The organism is Ruegeria sp. HKCCA4008 (assembly GCF_013033125.1).
GTDB lineage: Bacteria > Pseudomonadota > Alphaproteobacteria > Rhodobacterales > Rhodobacteraceae > Ruegeria.
This window is the reverse complement of the sequence record NZ_WQDM01000003.1, coordinates 457,501-473,865: the sequence shown is the minus strand read 5'-3', so window position 1 is coordinate 473,865 and position 16,365 is coordinate 457,501. Positions and strand designations below refer to the sequence as shown.

At 58.0% G+C, this 16,365-nt stretch carries 16 protein-coding genes, 1 tRNA gene, 1 rRNA gene and 1 pseudogene (1 of these 19 only partly in view); 8 read left to right on the top strand and 11 right to left on the bottom strand.

The genetic code is table 11. The features are described from left to right. Window positions 1–519: pseudogene (locus GOW60_RS10525) on the top strand (IS5 family transposase); the annotation flags it as partial. Between the two features lie 168 nt (window positions 520–687). Here the strand turns inward: GOW60_RS10525 and GOW60_RS10520 are convergent. Next, window positions 688–763 (bottom strand) — tRNA-Val (locus GOW60_RS10520). Window positions 764–1,058: 295 nt separating this feature from the next. On the opposite strand from GOW60_RS10520, the gene modA reads away from it, so the two are divergent. The 3 genes from modA to modC are packed head-to-tail and all read left to right on the top strand — an operon-like array spanning window position 1,059 to window position 3,633. Then, window positions 1,059–1,838 carry a molybdate ABC transporter substrate-binding protein gene (gene modA, locus GOW60_RS10515; protein ID WP_254443882.1) on the top strand — a complete coding sequence of 260 codons (780 nt, stop codon included), beginning with the start codon at window positions 1,059–1,061 and terminating at the stop codon, window positions 1,836–1,838. A gap of 5 nt (window positions 1,839–1,843) precedes the next feature. Then, window positions 1,844–2,536, top strand: coding sequence for a molybdate ABC transporter permease subunit (gene modB, locus GOW60_RS10510; RefSeq protein WP_171229202.1), 693 nt, complete (start codon window positions 1,844–1,846; stop codon window positions 2,534–2,536). Continuing rightward, a complete protein-coding gene (gene modC, locus GOW60_RS10505; RefSeq protein WP_171229201.1) occupies window positions 2,533–3,633 on the top strand; it encodes a molybdenum ABC transporter ATP-binding protein in 1,101 nt (366 codons plus the stop codon). Before modB ends, modC begins: the two co-directional genes overlap by 4 nt. On the opposite strand, the gene GOW60_RS10500 is transcribed toward modC, so the two are convergent. Further along, the gene (locus GOW60_RS10500) at window positions 3,630–4,562 is read right to left on the bottom strand and encodes a Hint domain-containing protein (RefSeq protein ID WP_171229200.1); all 933 of its coding nucleotides are present in this window, start codon (window positions 4,560–4,562) and stop codon (window positions 3,630–3,632) included. The two genes, modC and GOW60_RS10500, sit on opposite strands and share 4 nt — an antisense overlap. Next, entirely contained in the window at window positions 4,563–5,075 is a 513-nt protein-coding gene (locus GOW60_RS10495) for a toxin-activating lysine-acyltransferase (protein ID WP_171229199.1), read from the bottom strand. Between the two features lie 185 nt (window positions 5,076–5,260). Between GOW60_RS10495 and GOW60_RS10490 the strand changes: the two genes are divergently transcribed. After that, entirely contained in the window at window positions 5,261–5,668 is a 408-nt protein-coding gene (locus GOW60_RS10490; protein ID WP_171229198.1) for a hypothetical protein, read from the top strand. Window positions 5,669–5,671: 3 nt separating this feature from the next. Here GOW60_RS10490 and hemF read toward each other — a convergent pair whose 3' ends face one another. The 4 genes from hemF to clpS are packed head-to-tail and all read right to left on the bottom strand — an operon-like array spanning window position 5,672 to window position 8,748. After that, the gene (hemF, locus tag GOW60_RS10485; protein WP_171229197.1) at window positions 5,672–6,556 is read right to left on the bottom strand and encodes an oxygen-dependent coproporphyrinogen oxidase; all 885 of its coding nucleotides are present in this window, start codon (window positions 6,554–6,556) and stop codon (window positions 5,672–5,674) included. Window positions 6,557–6,561: 5 nt separating this feature from the next. Then, window positions 6,562–7,362 carry an SDR family NAD(P)-dependent oxidoreductase gene (locus GOW60_RS10480; protein ID WP_171229196.1) on the bottom strand — a complete coding sequence of 267 codons (801 nt, stop codon included), beginning with the start codon at window positions 7,360–7,362 and terminating at the stop codon, window positions 6,562–6,564. 36 nt (window positions 7,363–7,398) lie between these two features. Then, window positions 7,399–8,364 carry a class I SAM-dependent methyltransferase gene (locus tag GOW60_RS10475; RefSeq protein ID WP_171229195.1) on the bottom strand — a complete coding sequence of 322 codons (966 nt, stop codon included), beginning with the start codon at window positions 8,362–8,364 and terminating at the stop codon, window positions 7,399–7,401. 42 nt (window positions 8,365–8,406) lie between these two features. Beyond that, entirely contained in the window at window positions 8,407–8,748 is a 342-nt protein-coding gene (gene clpS, locus GOW60_RS10470) for an ATP-dependent Clp protease adapter ClpS (protein WP_171229194.1), read from the bottom strand. 93 nt (window positions 8,749–8,841) lie between these two features. Between clpS and GOW60_RS10465 the strand changes: the two genes are divergently transcribed. Together GOW60_RS10465 and GOW60_RS10460 are read left to right on the top strand one after the other, a co-directional pair. After that, complete coding sequence (locus GOW60_RS10465; protein WP_171229193.1) at window positions 8,842–9,543, top strand: HAD family hydrolase; 702 nt, start codon at window positions 8,842–8,844, stop codon at window positions 9,541–9,543. 279 nt (window positions 9,544–9,822) lie between these two features. Next, window positions 9,823–11,217, top strand: a complete 1,395-nt coding sequence (locus GOW60_RS10460; RefSeq protein WP_171229192.1) for a D-alanyl-D-alanine carboxypeptidase family protein — start codon at window positions 9,823–9,825, stop codon at window positions 11,215–11,217. 57 nt (window positions 11,218–11,274) lie between these two features. Here the strand turns inward: GOW60_RS10460 and GOW60_RS10455 are convergent, their stop codons facing one another. The 4 genes from GOW60_RS10455 to GOW60_RS10440 form a co-directional block, all read right to left on the bottom strand. Beyond that, the gene (locus GOW60_RS10455) at window positions 11,275–12,522 is read right to left on the bottom strand and encodes a hypothetical protein (RefSeq protein ID WP_171229191.1); all 1,248 of its coding nucleotides are present in this window, start codon (window positions 12,520–12,522) and stop codon (window positions 11,275–11,277) included. A 149-nt stretch (window positions 12,523–12,671) separates the two neighbouring features. Further along, a complete protein-coding gene (locus GOW60_RS10450) occupies window positions 12,672–13,433 on the bottom strand; it encodes a LamB/YcsF family protein (protein ID WP_171229190.1) in 762 nt (253 codons plus the stop codon). 12 nt (window positions 13,434–13,445) lie between these two features. Beyond that, window positions 13,446–14,444, bottom strand: coding sequence for a biotin-dependent carboxyltransferase family protein (locus GOW60_RS10445; RefSeq protein WP_171229189.1), 999 nt, complete (start codon window positions 14,442–14,444; stop codon window positions 13,446–13,448). Next, window positions 14,441–15,190 (bottom strand): allophanate hydrolase subunit 1, encoded by a 750-nt coding sequence (locus tag GOW60_RS10440; protein WP_171229188.1) that lies wholly within the window; start codon window positions 15,188–15,190, stop codon window positions 14,441–14,443. The genes GOW60_RS10445 and GOW60_RS10440 overlap by 4 nt, the downstream gene beginning before the upstream one ends. Before the next feature lie 908 nt (window positions 15,191–16,098). Between GOW60_RS10440 and GOW60_RS10435 the strand changes: the two genes are divergently transcribed. Beyond that, a 16S ribosomal RNA gene (locus GOW60_RS10435) occupies window positions 16,099–16,365 on the top strand (it continues 1,195 nt past the right edge of the window).

The window sequence follows — 16,365 nt, the reverse complement described above, 5'->3', positions numbered from 1 at the left end:
GTCTGGCCGCCCAGCATGGCGAAGAGACGACAGTCATGATTGACGCGACCTATCTAAGAGCACACCGCATTGCCACCAGTATGGCCGCAAAAAAGGGGGCGTGGCCGCCTGATCGATAGAACCAAGGGTGCCATGAATACCAAGCTCCATGCTATCTGTGATAGCGAGGGTCGCCCGTTCAACCTGTTCGTTACGGCCGGGCAAATCAGTGATTAAATCGGTGCTCGGGCTCTGCTCAGCAGCATACCAAACGTGAATTGGCTTCTCGGGGATCGTGGTTATGACGCCGACTGGTTTCGAGAAGCGTTGAAAGACAAAGGGATACGCGCCTGCATCCCCGGGCGAAAGCAGCGAAAGACGCCTGTCGAGTCCAACGAGCGCAGATACAAGCGGCGAAACCGCATTGAGAGTATGTTTGGCAGGCTTAGGGATTGGAGGCGCGTGGCGACACGCTATGACCGTTGTCCCAAGGTAATCCTATCAGCCATCGCACTCATAGCAAACCTCATCTACTGGTTAAGAGTCCTGACCCTAGGTCGTTTTGCGATTGTTGCCATTGCCCAAATCACTTGTGTTGGAGATATCTTTTCCGTTCAAGTGCAGCGGAGGCGTAGCGGACACAGTTTCATGCGCAGCATAGCAAGAGGTGCTAGTCGCGTAAGACGTTTATACACTGCGGGGAAAGGATGGTGGGTGATGAGAGACTCGAACTCCCGACATCTTCGGTGTAAACGAAGCGCTCTACCAACTGAGCTAATCACCCGTGATGCTGCATTTAGCCAAGCCTGCGGGCAGGTGCAAGAGGGTCTGGAAGATTTTCTTGCGTTCCCTCTTCGGCGGCCGTTCAACGGGGCATCTTGTCAGCCGTAGGCCGAACAGGCGGGCGCTCGGGGCGCCTCTCGGCGCTGGAAAGTGGGCAGCACATTTTAAGACAGATCGATGGAAAACGCCTTGCTCAACCTGCAACCCATCATGTGTAAATGGCCAAAGGCGCTTGCGCGCCACCGGTGGCGTCCGATATCCCCGGAGAGACTGAAGCAAACCGGTCGGGAGTATACATGACCCTATCCTTCGCCCGCCGATTTTGGATGGTGGCATTGGTCCTTGGCATGACGGCGCTGGCTCCGATCCGGGCCGGTGCAGAAGGCATTCTGGTTTTTGCAGCGGCCAGCCTCAAGACTGCATTGGACGAAATCGTTGCCGGGTACGAAAACCAGACCGGTCAGAGCGTTTCCGTTTCCTATGCGGCGTCGTCGGTCCTGGCCTGGCAGATTCAGCAAGGTGCGCCTGCGGATGTGTTTGTTTCGGCCAATACGGATTGGATGGATGTGTTGGAGCAGGACGGTTTGATCCGGGCAGACTCTCGGGTTGATCTGCTGGGCAACGGCCTGGTTCTGGTCGGGGCTGAAGATCATGCGCAAGTGGGTGAAATCCAGCCCGGATATGACCTCAAGGCGGACTTGAAGGATGGCTATCTGGCCATGGCACTGGTCGACGCGGTGCCTGCCGGTATCTATGGCAAAGCTGCATTGCAAAGCCTGAACCAGTGGGAGGCTGTGCGGTCTCAGGTGGCGCAGGCCGACAATGTGCGCGCTGCGCTGGCTCTGGTGGCGGCCGGGGCCGCGCCGCTTGGGATCGTGTACCGGTCAGACGCCAAGGTGGAAAAAAGGGTCCGGGTCGTTGGGACGTTCCCTGCCGATCTGCATCCACCGATAATTTACCCCGCTGCACTGACCCTCGATGCAAAAGAAGGAGCACACGCCTTTCTTGAACACCTGAAAACGGATGCTGCCACGGCTGTATTTCTGGAGCAGGGATTTACCCTGCCGGGCAGGTGATTGCATTGGATTGGTTGGGGCCTGCCGAAGCAGAAGCATTGAAGCTTTCATTGCGCGTATCCTTCTGGGCGACGCTGGCGACTTTGCCGTTTGGGATACTTGTCGCTTATGCTCTGGCGCGTTGGCGGTTTCCCGGACGGCAGGTTTTGAACGGTCTGGTGCATTTGCCATTGATCCTGCCGCCGGTTGTCACCGGATACCTGCTGTTGCTGACCTTCGGCATTCAAGGGCCGCTGGGCCGGCTTCTGGCCGAGTTCGGGATCGTCGTGGCCTTTCGCTGGACAGGCGCGGCCCTTGCCGCCGGGATCATGGCCTTCCCTTTGATGGTCCGGGCGATACGTTTGTCGATCGAAGCGGTGGACCCGAAACTGGAACAGGCAGGGGCAACTCTGGGCGCGTCGCGTCCGATGGTGTTTTGCACGGTGACCTTGCCGATGATTTTGCCGGGTGTCATAGCCGGGGCTATTCTGGCCTTCGCCAAGGCCATGGGTGAATTCGGTGCGACGATTACCTTCGTGTCCAACATCCCAGGTCAGACGCAGACGTTGCCTTCGGCTGTCTACGCCTTTTTGCAGGTCCCGGGCGGCGAGGCCGCCGCGACGCGGCTGGTTCTGATCTCGATCGTCATCGCAATGAGCGCGTTGTTGTTGTCGGAGTATGTGGGGCGGCGTGCCGCGGCGCGGGTGGCCGGATCATGAGCCTGTCTGTTCGATTGCACCACCATCTGTCGGGGATCGATCTGGACGTCAGTTTTGATGCGCCGCCGGGCGTGACGGTGCTGTTCGGGCGCTCGGGATCGGGCAAGACCACCATCGTCAATGCCGTGGCAGGGTTGTTGCGGCCTCAGGCGGGCCGGGTGGCGGTAGATGACTGGGTTCTGTTCGACACGGAACAGGGCCTGTGGCTGCCGCCGCATCGGCGTCGGTTGGGGTATGTTTTTCAGGAAGGGCGGTTGTTCCCCCATCTGACCGTACGCCAGAACCTTGCCTATGGGCGTTGGTTTGCGCCGAAAAACACACGCCGCGAAGACCCCGACAAAGTCATCGACATGCTGGGCATCGGTCATCTGCTGGACCGCAGACCTGCCGGGTTGTCTGGCGGTGAGAAACAGCGCGTCGCCATCGGGCGGGCCTTGTTGGCAAGCCCGCGATTGATCCTTGCAGATGAACCGCTGGCGGCACTGGATGATGGGCGAAAGGCGGAAATCCTGCCCTATTTCGAGCGTCTCAGGGACGAAGTCTCGGTTCCGATCCTCTATGTGACGCACTCTGCCGCCGAAGTGGCCCGGTTGGCAACATCCGTAGTTGCGTTGCAGGATGGCAAGGCCGTTCGCCACGGGCCCGCATCCGAAATGCTTGCCGACCCGTCAGTGGCCCCTGCGGGAATTCGTGCCGTCGGGGCCGTGTTGCAGGTTCAGGTTGCAAAGCATCATTCCGACGGGCTGACAGAGTTGAACGCCAATGGCGCGCGGCTCTTTCTGCCTCGTATCGAGCATGAGGTCGGGGCAAACTTGCGGATTCGAATACCCGCCCAGGAAGTGATCCTGTCGAACAACAAACCCGAGGGGCTTTCGGCGCTGAACGTGCTGGCCGGGACCGTGGACTCGATCCGGTCGGGCGAGGGGCCGGGTGCCATCGTGTCGGTAAAGACCCCGACGGGCAATGTGCTTGCGCGGGTTACGCGTCGATCTGTTGCGGCCCTGAACCTGAAACCGGGCAGCACATGTTATGCCGTGATCAAGACGGTTGCATTGGCCCCGCAGGATGTCGGCGGGCGCATTGTGGCCGGCAGCTAGTCGCAGGCAAGGGCGCGGGCTTCGTGTTCGCGCAGTATCAGCCGAGCCGCGCGTCCGAACCCGCTGTGACCCGAGGTCGGTCTGTCGGGGAATATCGAAGCCAGTTCGCGCAATGCCTCAGAGGACAGCGAAAAAAGGGCCTCTTCCCCCAGAAACAGGCTTTCGGCCTGCGCGCCCTCGGCGTTCAGGATCTCATGCCGGTCCAGCAGGACGTGAAGATATTCGACGGTTTGAACCGATGTATCGATGCCGATGCCGGGCCATCCGCACAGGTGTTTGGCGGCAACCAGGGCTTCGGATGCGCCGAAAAGCAGCTCGACTTTCGGGCCTTTGACCAGGATCCTGTGCTGCTGCGACACCAGAAGGTCCCGTGAGGGTTCGTTCGGCCCCAGACTGCCCGCCGAGATACGAACGGGGCGCAAAGCAGGTTCATCGCATAATCGTTCGGGTGGAATCCTGCTGCGTTCGATCCAGCGGATAGGTTGCAGACCGTGATCGGCAGTGGCCACCATATGACCCGCGTCCAGCGTTTCGATCGCAAGCGGGCCGCTTTCAGTCTCGATGAGGGTTCCGGCCGCAAAACAGACGCCTTCGATCCGGATGACCACTTCCACCGGGTCCGGTGTGCCGGTGAATGGAAGGGTGAATGGGCCGGCTTGGGTTGTACCCGAGACGCTGATGAAGAAAGAATCGAAGACGACTTCGCCTTTGTCGAGGCCATCGAAAAATGTCGGGTCGACGATATAGGTCCACTCTCCTGTGTTCGGGTCGATCGAGGCGGTGCCGTTGGCGGGCTGTACCGCAATCGTCCAGGTTTGCGTGACCGGATTGAAGTTTCCATTGTCCAGAGTGGGTTGCCCCGTCTCAACGTTGGGTGGAAAACCAGTCACATCCCCGGTCAGTTCGCCTGTGATCGGAACTGAAACCAATTAACCCTCGCCTTGCTGCAACACGCGTTCAAATTCCTTTTTGCGATACAGGCGCATGTGAACCTCGCCCGCTTCATCCCGCGTCCATTCGACAATGCGATTGCGTGTCATGTCACTGTCCATCCGGTTGGTGCGTACACGCGGGTGCGGGATTTCCTGCTTGAGGATATCAACAATTTGGCTGGTCTGTCCAAACGGGGCCACAAGATCAATGATCCAGAAGGACGATCCGCTGGTGAAATCCGTGTCTGAAAGGGGTCTTTCCTTCACCGCATAACGGAACTCGGCTTCGGGGCTGAGCCCGGCGAAGGTGACAAAACCACGGGGGAATCCGTGCTGTCGGAAGATATGGTACTGGCCCAGGCGAAACGGAGTTTCGAACGCGTACAAAACCTGTGCCAGACTGCGTTTCTGATGTGTTTTCGTCAAACCCGCCAGATAGAACATAGCGCCCAGATCCGCGTATTTTTCCGGCGTGAAATCGAACCAGTCTTTTGGAAACGTCTTGCTCAAAGAGATGCCCAACGGTGTAACGGGAACCAAAAGTCTACAGTGAGTGTACTGCTTTCCTGCAATATGGGTAGAATAAATTCTTTGATGTGGTCAGTGTTGCCGGCTCGTTGGCCTGTCCTGCTTTACTCGCAGGTCGTCCCGACTATGCTATTGGTATCAGACCCTTGTTTCGGGATACCTGGATTATGCGTTCATTCAAGACTTTGGCTGCTGCCGTGCTTTTGTCGATACCTGCGATGGCCGAGGCTGTCGGGTTCGGCCTATCCGTTCGGCCGCAATTTCGTACGGAAATCACGCCGATGCCGGACGGTGTCTACGAGGTCAAGGCCATCGGATCCTCAGCGCCCGTGAATTATTGGTGTGGAATTGGGGATTACGCGATCCGCAGTCTGGGCGTGCCAAACAACCAACGGATCTATATCTGGCGCGCCTATGAACCCGGCGTCCGGACCGTGCAATTCTCGCTGACCCCGCCGCCGGGGGCGGAAACCAAGCCGGGATATTCCATCACCGTGAGGAAAGTCGGGGCCAACATGTCGGCGTCGTCGGCGCAGAACTACTGCTATGACAACTTCATCATGGACACGTTCTGAGGGTCAGATCCATTTCGCCATCGGTGGCAGGCTCATCAGAACCGCGTCCGGATCATGTCCGGTCTCCAGCCCGAACTTGGTGCCCCGGTCATAGACCAGATTGTATTCCGCATAAAGACCGCGATGCACCAGCTGGGTGTCTTTGTCGGCGTCCGAGAAACCCTGTACGCGCCGCTTTTCAACCAATGGCAGGAAGGCCGGCAGGAAAGCCCGACCGATATCCTGCGTCAGGGCGAAATCGGCCTGCCAGTCTCCGGTGCAGTAATCATCCATGAAAATGCCGCCTACGCCGCGTGCGCGTTTGCGGTGGGGGATATAGAAGTATTCGTCCGCCCACTCTTTCAGGCGTGGATAGTGCCCGGGACCATGCGGGTCCAGATGGGCCTTTTGGGTCGCGTGGAAATGCGCCGTGTCTTCATCATACTCGATGCAGGGGTTCAGATCCGATCCGCCGCCGAACCACCAGGCGTGCGGGGTCCAGAACATCCGAGTGTTCATATGCACCGCCGGGACATGCGGGTTCTGCATATGCGCCACGAGACTGATCCCCGAGGCCCAGAAACGCGGGTCTTCGGTCATCCCGGGAATGCCTTTGCGTGCTGCCATCGCCTGTTGTGCCCGCTCGCCCAGGGTCCCGTAAACTGTCGAGACATTGACCCCGACCTTTTCAAAAACTCGCCCGCCGCGCATCACGGACATCAGACCGCCCCCTGCGTCAGAGCCGTCCTCGGACTGGCGTTTGGTTTCCTTGACTTCAAAGCGGCCGGGCTTTGCGTCGGAAAACGGGCCGGTGTCGTGGCTGTCCTCCAATGCTTCGAATGCGGCAACGATGTTGTCGCGCAATTGGCGGAACCAGGCAGAGGCGGAGTTTTTTTCTGTTTCGAACATGGGTCTCAATGCGCAGGTGCGGCAACAGGGTCAAGCAATGTGCGGCCGCCATCGATTGTCAGAATCTGGCCGGTGATGAATCCGGCTGCATCCGATGCCAGATACTGCGCGGTTTCCGTCAATTCAGTGGCCGACGCGATACGGGCAAGAGGTGTGTGCTTTTCGATATCGTCGCGGAATTCCCGGTTCTCTCTCAGGGTCGATTGCAGTGATGCGCTCATGACCGAGCCGAGCGCAATCGAATTGACCCGGATGCGGTTCGGCGCCAATGCCACGGCCAGCGAACGTGTCATCTGGTCCAACGCTGCAGTCGACACGGAATAGGCCATCAGGTCGGGATGCGTGCGGCGGGCCGCGATGGATGACAGGTTGATGATCGATCCGGCAGGGTTTTCATCGTCACCCCCGGCCTGCTTGATCATGCGTTTTGCGACCAACTGGCTGAGCCGCAGCGCGGGCATCAGGTTCTGGTTCAGCAAGGTACGCATCGAATCGTCATCGGGATCAAGCGGATCAGACTGGATCACCTGGCGCGCGCCGTTGATCAGAATATCCACCTGATCAAACGCATCCAGTGTTGCCGACAGCAAATTGGCAATGGTCAGCTTTTCGCGCAGGTCGCCTGCGAAATAACGAATATTGCCGTTTTCTGCCTGTTCTCCCAGTTCATCGATCAGACGTTTCTCATCTATATCGGCGAACATGACATTTGCGCCCGCGTCCGCGAAATGCCGACCTATGGCCAGCCCGATGCCATTGGCCCCGCCTGTAACGATTGCTGTCTTGCCTGCGATGGAAAAGGACATCCGAATCCTCCTGAATTGAGGGCAGGTTAGCTGGCCTTATCGCCGAGGGCGAGAGGCCTCAAACACCTTGAACCGGTTGTCGCCGGCGGCTTCATCGACCCGAGCGAAGTGTTCGTTCAGAGTGGTTTCGTAGGGAAGGTGGCGATTGGCGACCATCCATAGGGTTCCGTTGCGCGTCAGATTGCGTGCCGCTGCTGCGATGAAACCCTGCCCCAGCGTAGGGTCGGCACTGCGTGAGGTGTGAAAAGGGGGGTTCATTACAACAATGTCCAATGGCTCTGGCGCAGACCAGGTGACGGCGTCGGCCCAATAAAACCGGGCCTTGGGGTCAGAGGCGTTGATGCGCGCGTAGGCAAGGGCCGTGTGATCTGCTTCGACAAGATGCACGGATTTTAGGTTGTCGCGCTTCAAAAGCTCTGCGGTCAGATACCCCCACCCGGCACCCAGATCGGCCACGCGCGGCCCCAGCTGGGCAGGCAAGGCGTTCAGCAACATGGCCGAAGCGGGATCGATCCCGTCCGCTGAAAACACACCCGGTGCCGTGTGGTACCCATCGACGATCTGCGTCTTTGGCGCAGCCCAATCTGCAAAGCTCTGCGGGTCAGCCCGAAACCAGAAGATTTTCCCGTGTGCCTTGGACAGAGGCCCTTCGACCGGAACCCTTTTGCGAACATCTTTCAGAATGCTGTCCACGCCATCGGTCTTTGCGCCATCGATCACGACAACGCCGCGGGCTCGTGAACTGGCCAGATGGATCATCGCCCGCGCAAGCGCCTTGGCCCGCGGCAAAAAGACAATTGCATCCTGGCAAGGGTCTTCCGCCTCGGGCACCGTGTCAAAGCTTTGCGCGGCAAAATGGTCGTAAAAAGGTTTGAACGGCTGCACCACCTGCGCCGCATGGGGAAGCGCCGACAGATCATGGGCTGGAACAGGGCAGATCACGCTGAGGGGAGATGACAGCGACAGGCCGTTCTGCAATGCAAGTTCCAGGCGAGGGGACATGGGCAATTCCGGCAAATATGGGTGAGGGTCAGGCGAAAAGCCTTATTCTTCGCGTTCCATGGTGCATTGCAGCGGGTGCTGGTGCCGGCGGGCGAAATCCATAACCTGGCCAACTTTGGTCTCGGCAATTTCATGGCTGAAGACCCCGACGACGGCCACACCTTTTTTATGCACGGTCAGCATGATCTCGAATGCTTCTGCATGGGTCATGCCGAAGAAACGTTCCAGAACATGAACCACGAATTCCATCGGCGTGTAATCGTCGTTCAGCAACAGCACCTTGTACAAAGGCGGACGCTTGGTTTTTGGGCGCGTCTGCACCAGAACGGACGCGTCGCCGTCGTCGTCCGGTTCATCAGACATCATCCAGGTCTTTTCCAGCATCGTAGGCAACTGTCCGATTCAGTTTTGGGGTTTATCTTCGCGCTTATATAACGTGGGGATGGCCGGTGAAAAGAGCAAGCGGACGTAAACGAGATGACTGACAAGCTGACGACAATCGGTTTCGATGCGGATGATACCCTGTGGCACAATGAACGCTTTTTTCAGCTGACGCAGGCGCATTTTGCCGAGTTGCTGGCCGATCATGCCGACCAGGATCATCTGATGGAGCGGCTTCTGGCAGCAGAAAAGCGCAACATTCGACACTATGGCTATGGCATCAAGGGCTTTGTTCTGTCGATGATCGAAACCGCTCTCGAGGTCACGGATGACCGTGTGCCGGCCTCGGTCATTCGCCAATTGATCGAAGCCGGGCAAGAGATGCTGGCCTATCCGATCGAGCTGTTGCCCCATGCCCGCGACGCGGTGGAAGGCATGAAAGGCTTGTGCCGGGTTGTCTTGATTACCAAAGGGGACCTGATCGACCAGGAACGCAAACTGGCTCAGTCGGGTCTGGGCGATCTGTTCGACGCAGTGGAAATCGTGTCTGAAAAGACCCCTGAAACTTACCGGTCGATTTTTGAGCGGCATGGTGATGGCCCGGCGCGCGCGATGATGGTCGGCAATTCCATGCGATCTGACGTTGTGGCTCCGATCCAGGCAGGAAGCTGGGGGGTTCATGTCCCGCACGGCCTTATCTGGGAGGTGGAGCATGCTGAAGCCCCGGTCGACAGTTCCCGATTCCGGGAGTTGAGGGATTTGGGCGGTCTGGCCGATCTGGTGCACAGCCTGAAGTGATGTTGCCTTTTGGCCGCAGTTCCACGAAAACCCTGCCGGGCGTTGACCAAATTCTGCCTCAATCGCGCATCTGGTGGGCTCAGGGCAGTATTTGTCTAGATATAGCCCAGTTCGGGCAACCTAACGAAACCGCGAAGTGCTCAGCTTTCGGTTTATTTCACCAAGTCTCTGTGATAGTGTTTACGATAATAAAATAATTTTTGCTGACCGGGAAAACCCGGCGGCGCGAGGCAGACAGAGGCAAAAATCGTGCAGATTCGGCGGACAGTTCCGGCCCGAATGGGCTTTTTTCTCATAATGTTGCTATGTGTGCTGGCGTTTGCGCCGCTCAGGTCCATGGCGGCACCTTACGCAGCGATGGTGATTGATGCCCGAACCGGAGAGGTTCTGCATTCGCGCAATGCTGACACAAGGCTTCACCCGGCATCGCTGACCAAGATGATGACGCTTTATATCGCGTTCGAGGCGGTGCGGAATGGTGAGATCACGCTGGATACCCCGGTTCGGATCACCAAAAAGGCGGCAGCCGAGCCACCGTCGAAGCTGGGGCTGAGCGCTGGTCAGACAATTGCTTTTCGCTATCTGATCCGCGCGGCTGCTGTGAAATCGGCGAATGATGCTGCCACGGCCATCGGTATTGCCATCAGCGGATCCGAGGCAGCTTTTGCGCGTCGTATGACGCGAACCGCCAAGGCGATGGGGATGAGCCGCACGACCTTCAAGAACGCCCATGGTTTGACCGAGGCGGGGCATCTTTCGACCGCACGTGACATGACCACGCTGGGTCGGCATCTGCTGTATGACTATCCACAATACTACAACCTGTTCTCACGCCAATCGACCTATGCAGGGATCAAAACTGTTCCCAACACCAACCGTCGCCTGCTGGCAGCCTACAAAGGCGCCGATGGCATCAAAACAGGGTACACCCGAGCGGCTGGGTTCAATCTTGTGGCATCGGCTAAACGCAAGAATGAACGCATCATCGCCACCGTCTTTGGCGGAAAATCTGGCGCCTCTCGGAATGCCAAGGTTGCCGAGCTTCTGGATTTGGGTTTCCGCCGTGCACCGTCGCGTGCGCCCATTCGCAAACCTGCGCGACCGGCTTATGCAGGAAATACCGGACTGGGTACCGGGACGCAGGTCGCCAGCGTGAGCGGGGCACCAAAATCCAGTTTGCGCCCGGTTCGGCGCCCCTCCGCGTCAACGCAAGTCGCAAGCGCGGTTGCTGTGACAGCTGATGAGAATCGCGACCGCATCACCAGCGCTATCGCGGCGGCCATTGCAGAAGCTGATATCGCGCCAACTGCACCACCGGTGGAAACATCCGACACGCGTCCGGCACTGCGCCCCGAAAATCTGGTTCTGGCTTCGACGGATTCCACCAAGCAGCCAGAGCCTGAGCAGGAGGTTGTCACTCGGCTGTCTTCGTCAGGTGGGCATCTGTGGGGGGTCAATGTGGGGCGCTATACCACTCGGTATGAGGCCGAGAAGGTTCTGCTGAAAACCGCTTTGTCGGAAATGACCACACTGGAAGGCACGCTGCGCAAAGTGAACCAAAGCGCGCGTGGGTTTGACGCAACCTTTCAGGGCATGACCCGCGAACAGGCGGATCTGGCCTGTCGCCGTTTGCAGGCCCGCAACGTCACCTGTTTCATGATCGGGCCATCATAAGGTTCGGCATATTCTCTCCTGAATGGGTCTGGGCTGCGGTATTCCGCAGCCCTTTTTTCAATCGAAAACGTGACCGTGCTGGTATTGTTCGTCCTGTCCGGCGGCGGCTGTCAGGGCGGCGACATTGTCCTTGGTGAAGAACCCATCATATTTGTGGCACCGCTCGATATACTCGGTAATCAGCAGGGTATGCTTGGAGTGTTTCGAGAAAATCTGTTTCAGGTTCGGATCGTCTTTGCACTCACCCACCACATGGGCCAGGAACGGCACACCCTTGTCCTTCAGCGTGTTCACAACGAAATCGACGTTCTTTTCCCCGGCGCCGTGATCGCCATCCTGAATCTCGACGGCCATGTGATGCAGACGACGGCCAAAATTGCGCACGAAATCCTCGGTCGGCATCGGCAGCTTGGCGAAGGAGTTCACGAAGGATGGCGTGTTGTTTGCGGTGAATACCTTGGCCGGAGATTTTTTGTCATCGTCCACATTGCCGTTGCGGTTCACGTTGGTCGATGAGTTCATGTCGAATATGTTGTAAGCGCCCCAGAAATAATAGGGCACCATGGTCAGAAACTCGAGGATCGCATCCTCGCGCTCGCCCGCCAATACCCGCGTCGCAAGATGGTCGATTCCCAGCATCAACGGGGCGATTCTGCTTTCGGTTCCGAAAGCGGCGGCCTGTTCCAGACGGGCCTGTTCCGTGTCGCTCAGCAACACGAGATCCCCAAGGCCCAGACTGTCGGTGTCGTTGAAGTCGTGGGTCGAATACCCGACGCGGTTGCAGGTGAAATCGGACGGGGTGGTGAATCGGAACCCGTCCGATGTGTAGAACGGGTTCTCGGTATCTCCGGGGTATTCGAACCGTATGTTCTGATCCTCAAGTGCATGGGTCAGCGTGTCCAGATCGCAGGCTGCGTATACCTCGCCTACATAGCGCGTCTGCGGCGTGTTGCGCGCCAGTGGATACATGCGATTGATGCGGGGGATGAAATCTTCAAACCCGGGGCTGAGCGGCGCCATCAGGATCAGCGCGGGATAGTCGGGATGTGAATGCAGAACCGAGAATCTGTGGGTCCGTCCCAGATAGCTGGCGGTGTGCCGATAGGGTGTCATCACGTAAAGTTCGACCATCGTGTCGAACACCGCGTGGGGTTCGACCTGAATGATGATGGCCCGCATCGCGCCGACCTGATCTGCAATGCCCGAGCTTGTCCGGCGTTCGTAAATCTTCGGAAGGTATTCATTGAAGAAATCCGAGTTCTTCTTGTCGCCCCGGGGCTGATAAGACATCAGATCAAATGACATTCCACGACCTCCTTGCTCTTGCCCGCCACGGGTCAAGGCATTGTTTGAAATTGTAGTATTCAGAATATGCGTTTGCCCGCCATGCTAGGCGCTGAGGCCTGTACGGGCAACAGTCGTGAATTTGGGTTGCCGACGTTAACCCATGATGTTCAGCGGGTGAATTTCGTGACCTCGACACCGCCCCCGATCAGGCTTTCGCGAACAGAGCCGGCGATCTGCACCGCCGTTGGTCCGTCACCATGCAGGCAAATTGTGTCGATCGATGTTTCCAGCCGCTTGCCGCTTTCGGTGATGATCGCGCCTTCGCGGACCATGTTCAGGATGCGTGGCCCCGCGACATCCGCGTCATGGATCACCGCGCCTGGCAGGCTGCGGTCAACCAATGTTCCGTCGTCATTGTAGGCGCGGTCGGCAAAAATCTCGCCCACCCATTTGCAGCCCAGCTCGCGCACGGCGTCTTCCTGTTTCGTTACGGCAAGAACCATCACGATGATGTCGGGATCAACGTCCAGCGCGCCCTGATAGCAGGCCCGCGCCATATCGACATCGAGCGAACACATATTGGCCAGTGCGCCGTGCAATTTCAGGTGCCGAACTCTGGTGCCAACCGCCTTGGCCATGCCCTTGGCTGCGCCCAACTGATACCGCACCAGATTGCGAAGGGTGTCCTGAGACAGCTTCATGTTTCGGCGGCCAAAGCCTTGCAGGTCGGGAAACCCGGGATGCGCCCCGATGCCGACATCATTCTCGGCCGCCAGCTTCATTGTCGACGCCATTACATCCGGATCACCCGCATGAAAGCCACAGGCAATATTGGCCGAGGTGATGATCTTCAGAAGGCTTTCGTCGTCGCCCATTTTCCATGGGCCAAAGCTTTCCCCCATATCGGCATTCAGATCGACGCTTGGCATCGGCACATCTCCTTAGTCGGTGGCAGAGATCACTCCGCTGATCAATTGGTAGGACAGCAAGTCCGGGATGTCATGGGGATCACGCACCAACGCTTCGACTTTTGAGGGCAGGCGGGCAAGATCCGCCATGAATGCCGCGTGCAATTCGGTGGCTTGCTCCATGCTGACAAATTCGAACGTGATTGCTCCGCCCGCCGGTGTCTGCGCTGCGCGGGGCATATCGCAGGGCAAAACGGTCGCGATGCGGGGATACCCTCCTGTGGTCTGGCATTCAGGCAGCAGGATGAACGGATCTCCGGTTCCGGTCATCTGGATGTCGCCCGGGGTAATAACCTCGGACAAAATGTTCAGTTGGCCAGTGGCCGCGAACCCGTCGCCGTCACTGTTGACTTGCATCCCCATCCGGTTGGCGCGTGCGCCACGATGGAATGAGGTGCGCGCAAATCGATCAAGCGTTGCGCCATCAAACAAGGACGTCTGGAAGCTGGCGACGACACGCAGAACGCCGCCCGAGAAGCGTTCGGAAGGGGGAAGTTTCAAACCAGCGTCGCCTGCATCCGGGCCACAGGTCAGCCGGTCGCCCGGCTTCACAGCTCGCCCGATCCGTGCCGTCAGGTGCGCGGATCGAGATCCAAGAAAAACCTCTGAATCGATACCGCCTCCCAAATGAAGATAGCCGTAATTGCCTTGCAGAAGCGCACCGATGACCAGCCGTTGTCCGGGCTCCAGGTGATGCGAGGCATTCCAGGCCACGGGGCTGTCATCAATGCTGGCCTGCATACGCGCACCGGTCAATGCGATGCGCATGCTCTGTGTGGCCTCGAACGTGCCACCCAATCCGGCCATTTCCAGCGCAGCAAGTTCCGGGCTTTGGCCGAGCAATGCGGCGCCTTCATGAAGGGCCAGTGTATCGACGGCCCCGGACCGGGAAAGGCCCTGGTCCAGATAACCTGTGCGCCCCTGATCCTGGATGGTGCAAGCCGGGCCGATCTGGTGGACGATCAGGCTCATGGTGCAATCTCCTCGCAGGTTGCTCCGCCGGTGCCATCTTCGTTTTTGGCTCTGATATGTTCCAGATCTTCGCGGGAAACGGGTTCGAATATCAGTTCATCCCCAGGCTTGAGGGCGAATGCCTCGGTCGTCTCGGGCCGGAAACACCGAAAAGCCGTCTGCCCGACGTGCCGCCAGCCGGTTGGCGTCGGCCCGGAAAACAGGACAAACTGCGATATTGCAAGAACCAGAGCGCCTTCGGGCACCATGGGGGTCAGGTTTTGCAGCCTCGGAATGTTGAACTCGGGGGGCAATGGCCCAAGGTAAGGTTGCCCGGGGGCGAACCCTATCGTCAAAACCCGCACGCGGGACTGGCCAAGCCGCCGTATCGCTTCTTCCGGCGCGAGGCCGGCGGCAGCAGCGGCATCGTCCAGCTGGGGCGCAAGGTCGGTGCCATAGACCGTCGGAATTCGCCACAGCCTGCGGCCTGTTGGAAGTGGTGTGCTGTACCAGTCCTTCTGATCGACGAGGTCCTGAAGCTTGCGCAGCATCTGTTGGTGGGTTGTGCTTTGCGTATCGAACCGGACATATGCCGAGGCCAGCGTGGCAGAAGATTCCGTGACCTCTGCCCATTGAAGCCGATCCAGTTCAGATCGAAAGGCCAGTGCCGCTCGGTTTGCTGTCTCAGACATCGTGTCCGCAAATGTGACAAGCGCTCCGTCAAATCCGACGGTTCTGACCAGTGGGAACGTAAGGTGACGCGTCATGCCTGTCTCGCTGAAGAAGCCGAAAACGAATGTCCGAGACCAGAACCCATCCCGGTGGGATGTTCAAGATAGGTGTTCAGAATGTTGGCGCGCTCAAGGTGGGGTTGGACTCATGTGGGTCGCCCCGGCATGACGCGGTTCGAAATCTGGCCTTTGAGGTTTTCAATGCAGATTCTGGCGGAGTCCCGAGTCGATTCACGGGCTTGAGTCGCGCAGCCTTGTGTTCAGTGTTGCTCGATTCCCTATATATAGTAGTGCCATCTTGCGTCTTCTCGGTTGTGTCGTGGCCATCCGATGGAGAGAGCCCCGACAGACACAGCAAGGGCAAGCTTTCCAGTCTTGTAACATATTGGTTTTATATGATTAAATTGAAATTTTCAAAAAAATGCTCTGCGACGTCATTTTCTGCTTGCGGGATTTGTTTGTTATACTTAGAACCCCCTTCACCGGCGCTGCTGAGGCGGTGCTGACGGGTCGGAGAGACGGCCTGACGGACTGGAAAGACGGTTGAGACGCTCGGGAGAGACCGGGGGCATCTGAGGTTGGGATTTAGGCGGGCGCGCTGAGGGATTGGCGCAACGGTCTGGTTTTTGGCTCTGGGTGTTTTGTTCTTTGACATTGATGGATAACTGAAGAGATATGTGGGCGGTTTGGTTCGTTTCGACGGATTGAATGTCTGTATATCGCGCTCTTAGGGTTTCGGCCCGATGATGGAGTGTCAGCTTCACTGTTTGAGTGGTTCACTGATTTCTTAGGAAGTCTGTGTACATCAAACAGATGACTTTTAGTTGTACTCTCGGCTAGCCGGCTGAGGGTGTCGCCTGCTCGTGCTCAAGTAGCCGAATGGGCGGTAGCACAACTAAAGATGTGCAGAGGTTCGAACGTCAAGGATAAGCAGTAATGCTTTTCAACTTGAGAGTTTGATCCTGGCTCAGAACGAACGCTGGCGGCAGGCCTAACACATGCAAGTCGAGCGCGCCCTTCGGGGTGAGCGGCGGACGGGTTAGTAACGCGTGGGAATATACCCTTTGGTACGGAATAGCCTCTGGAAACGGAGAGTAATACCGTATGTGCCCTTCGGGGGAAAGATTTATCGCCAAAGGATTAGCCCGCGTTAGATTAGGTAGTTGGTGGGGTAATGGCCTACCAAGCCTACGATCTATAGCTGGTTTTAG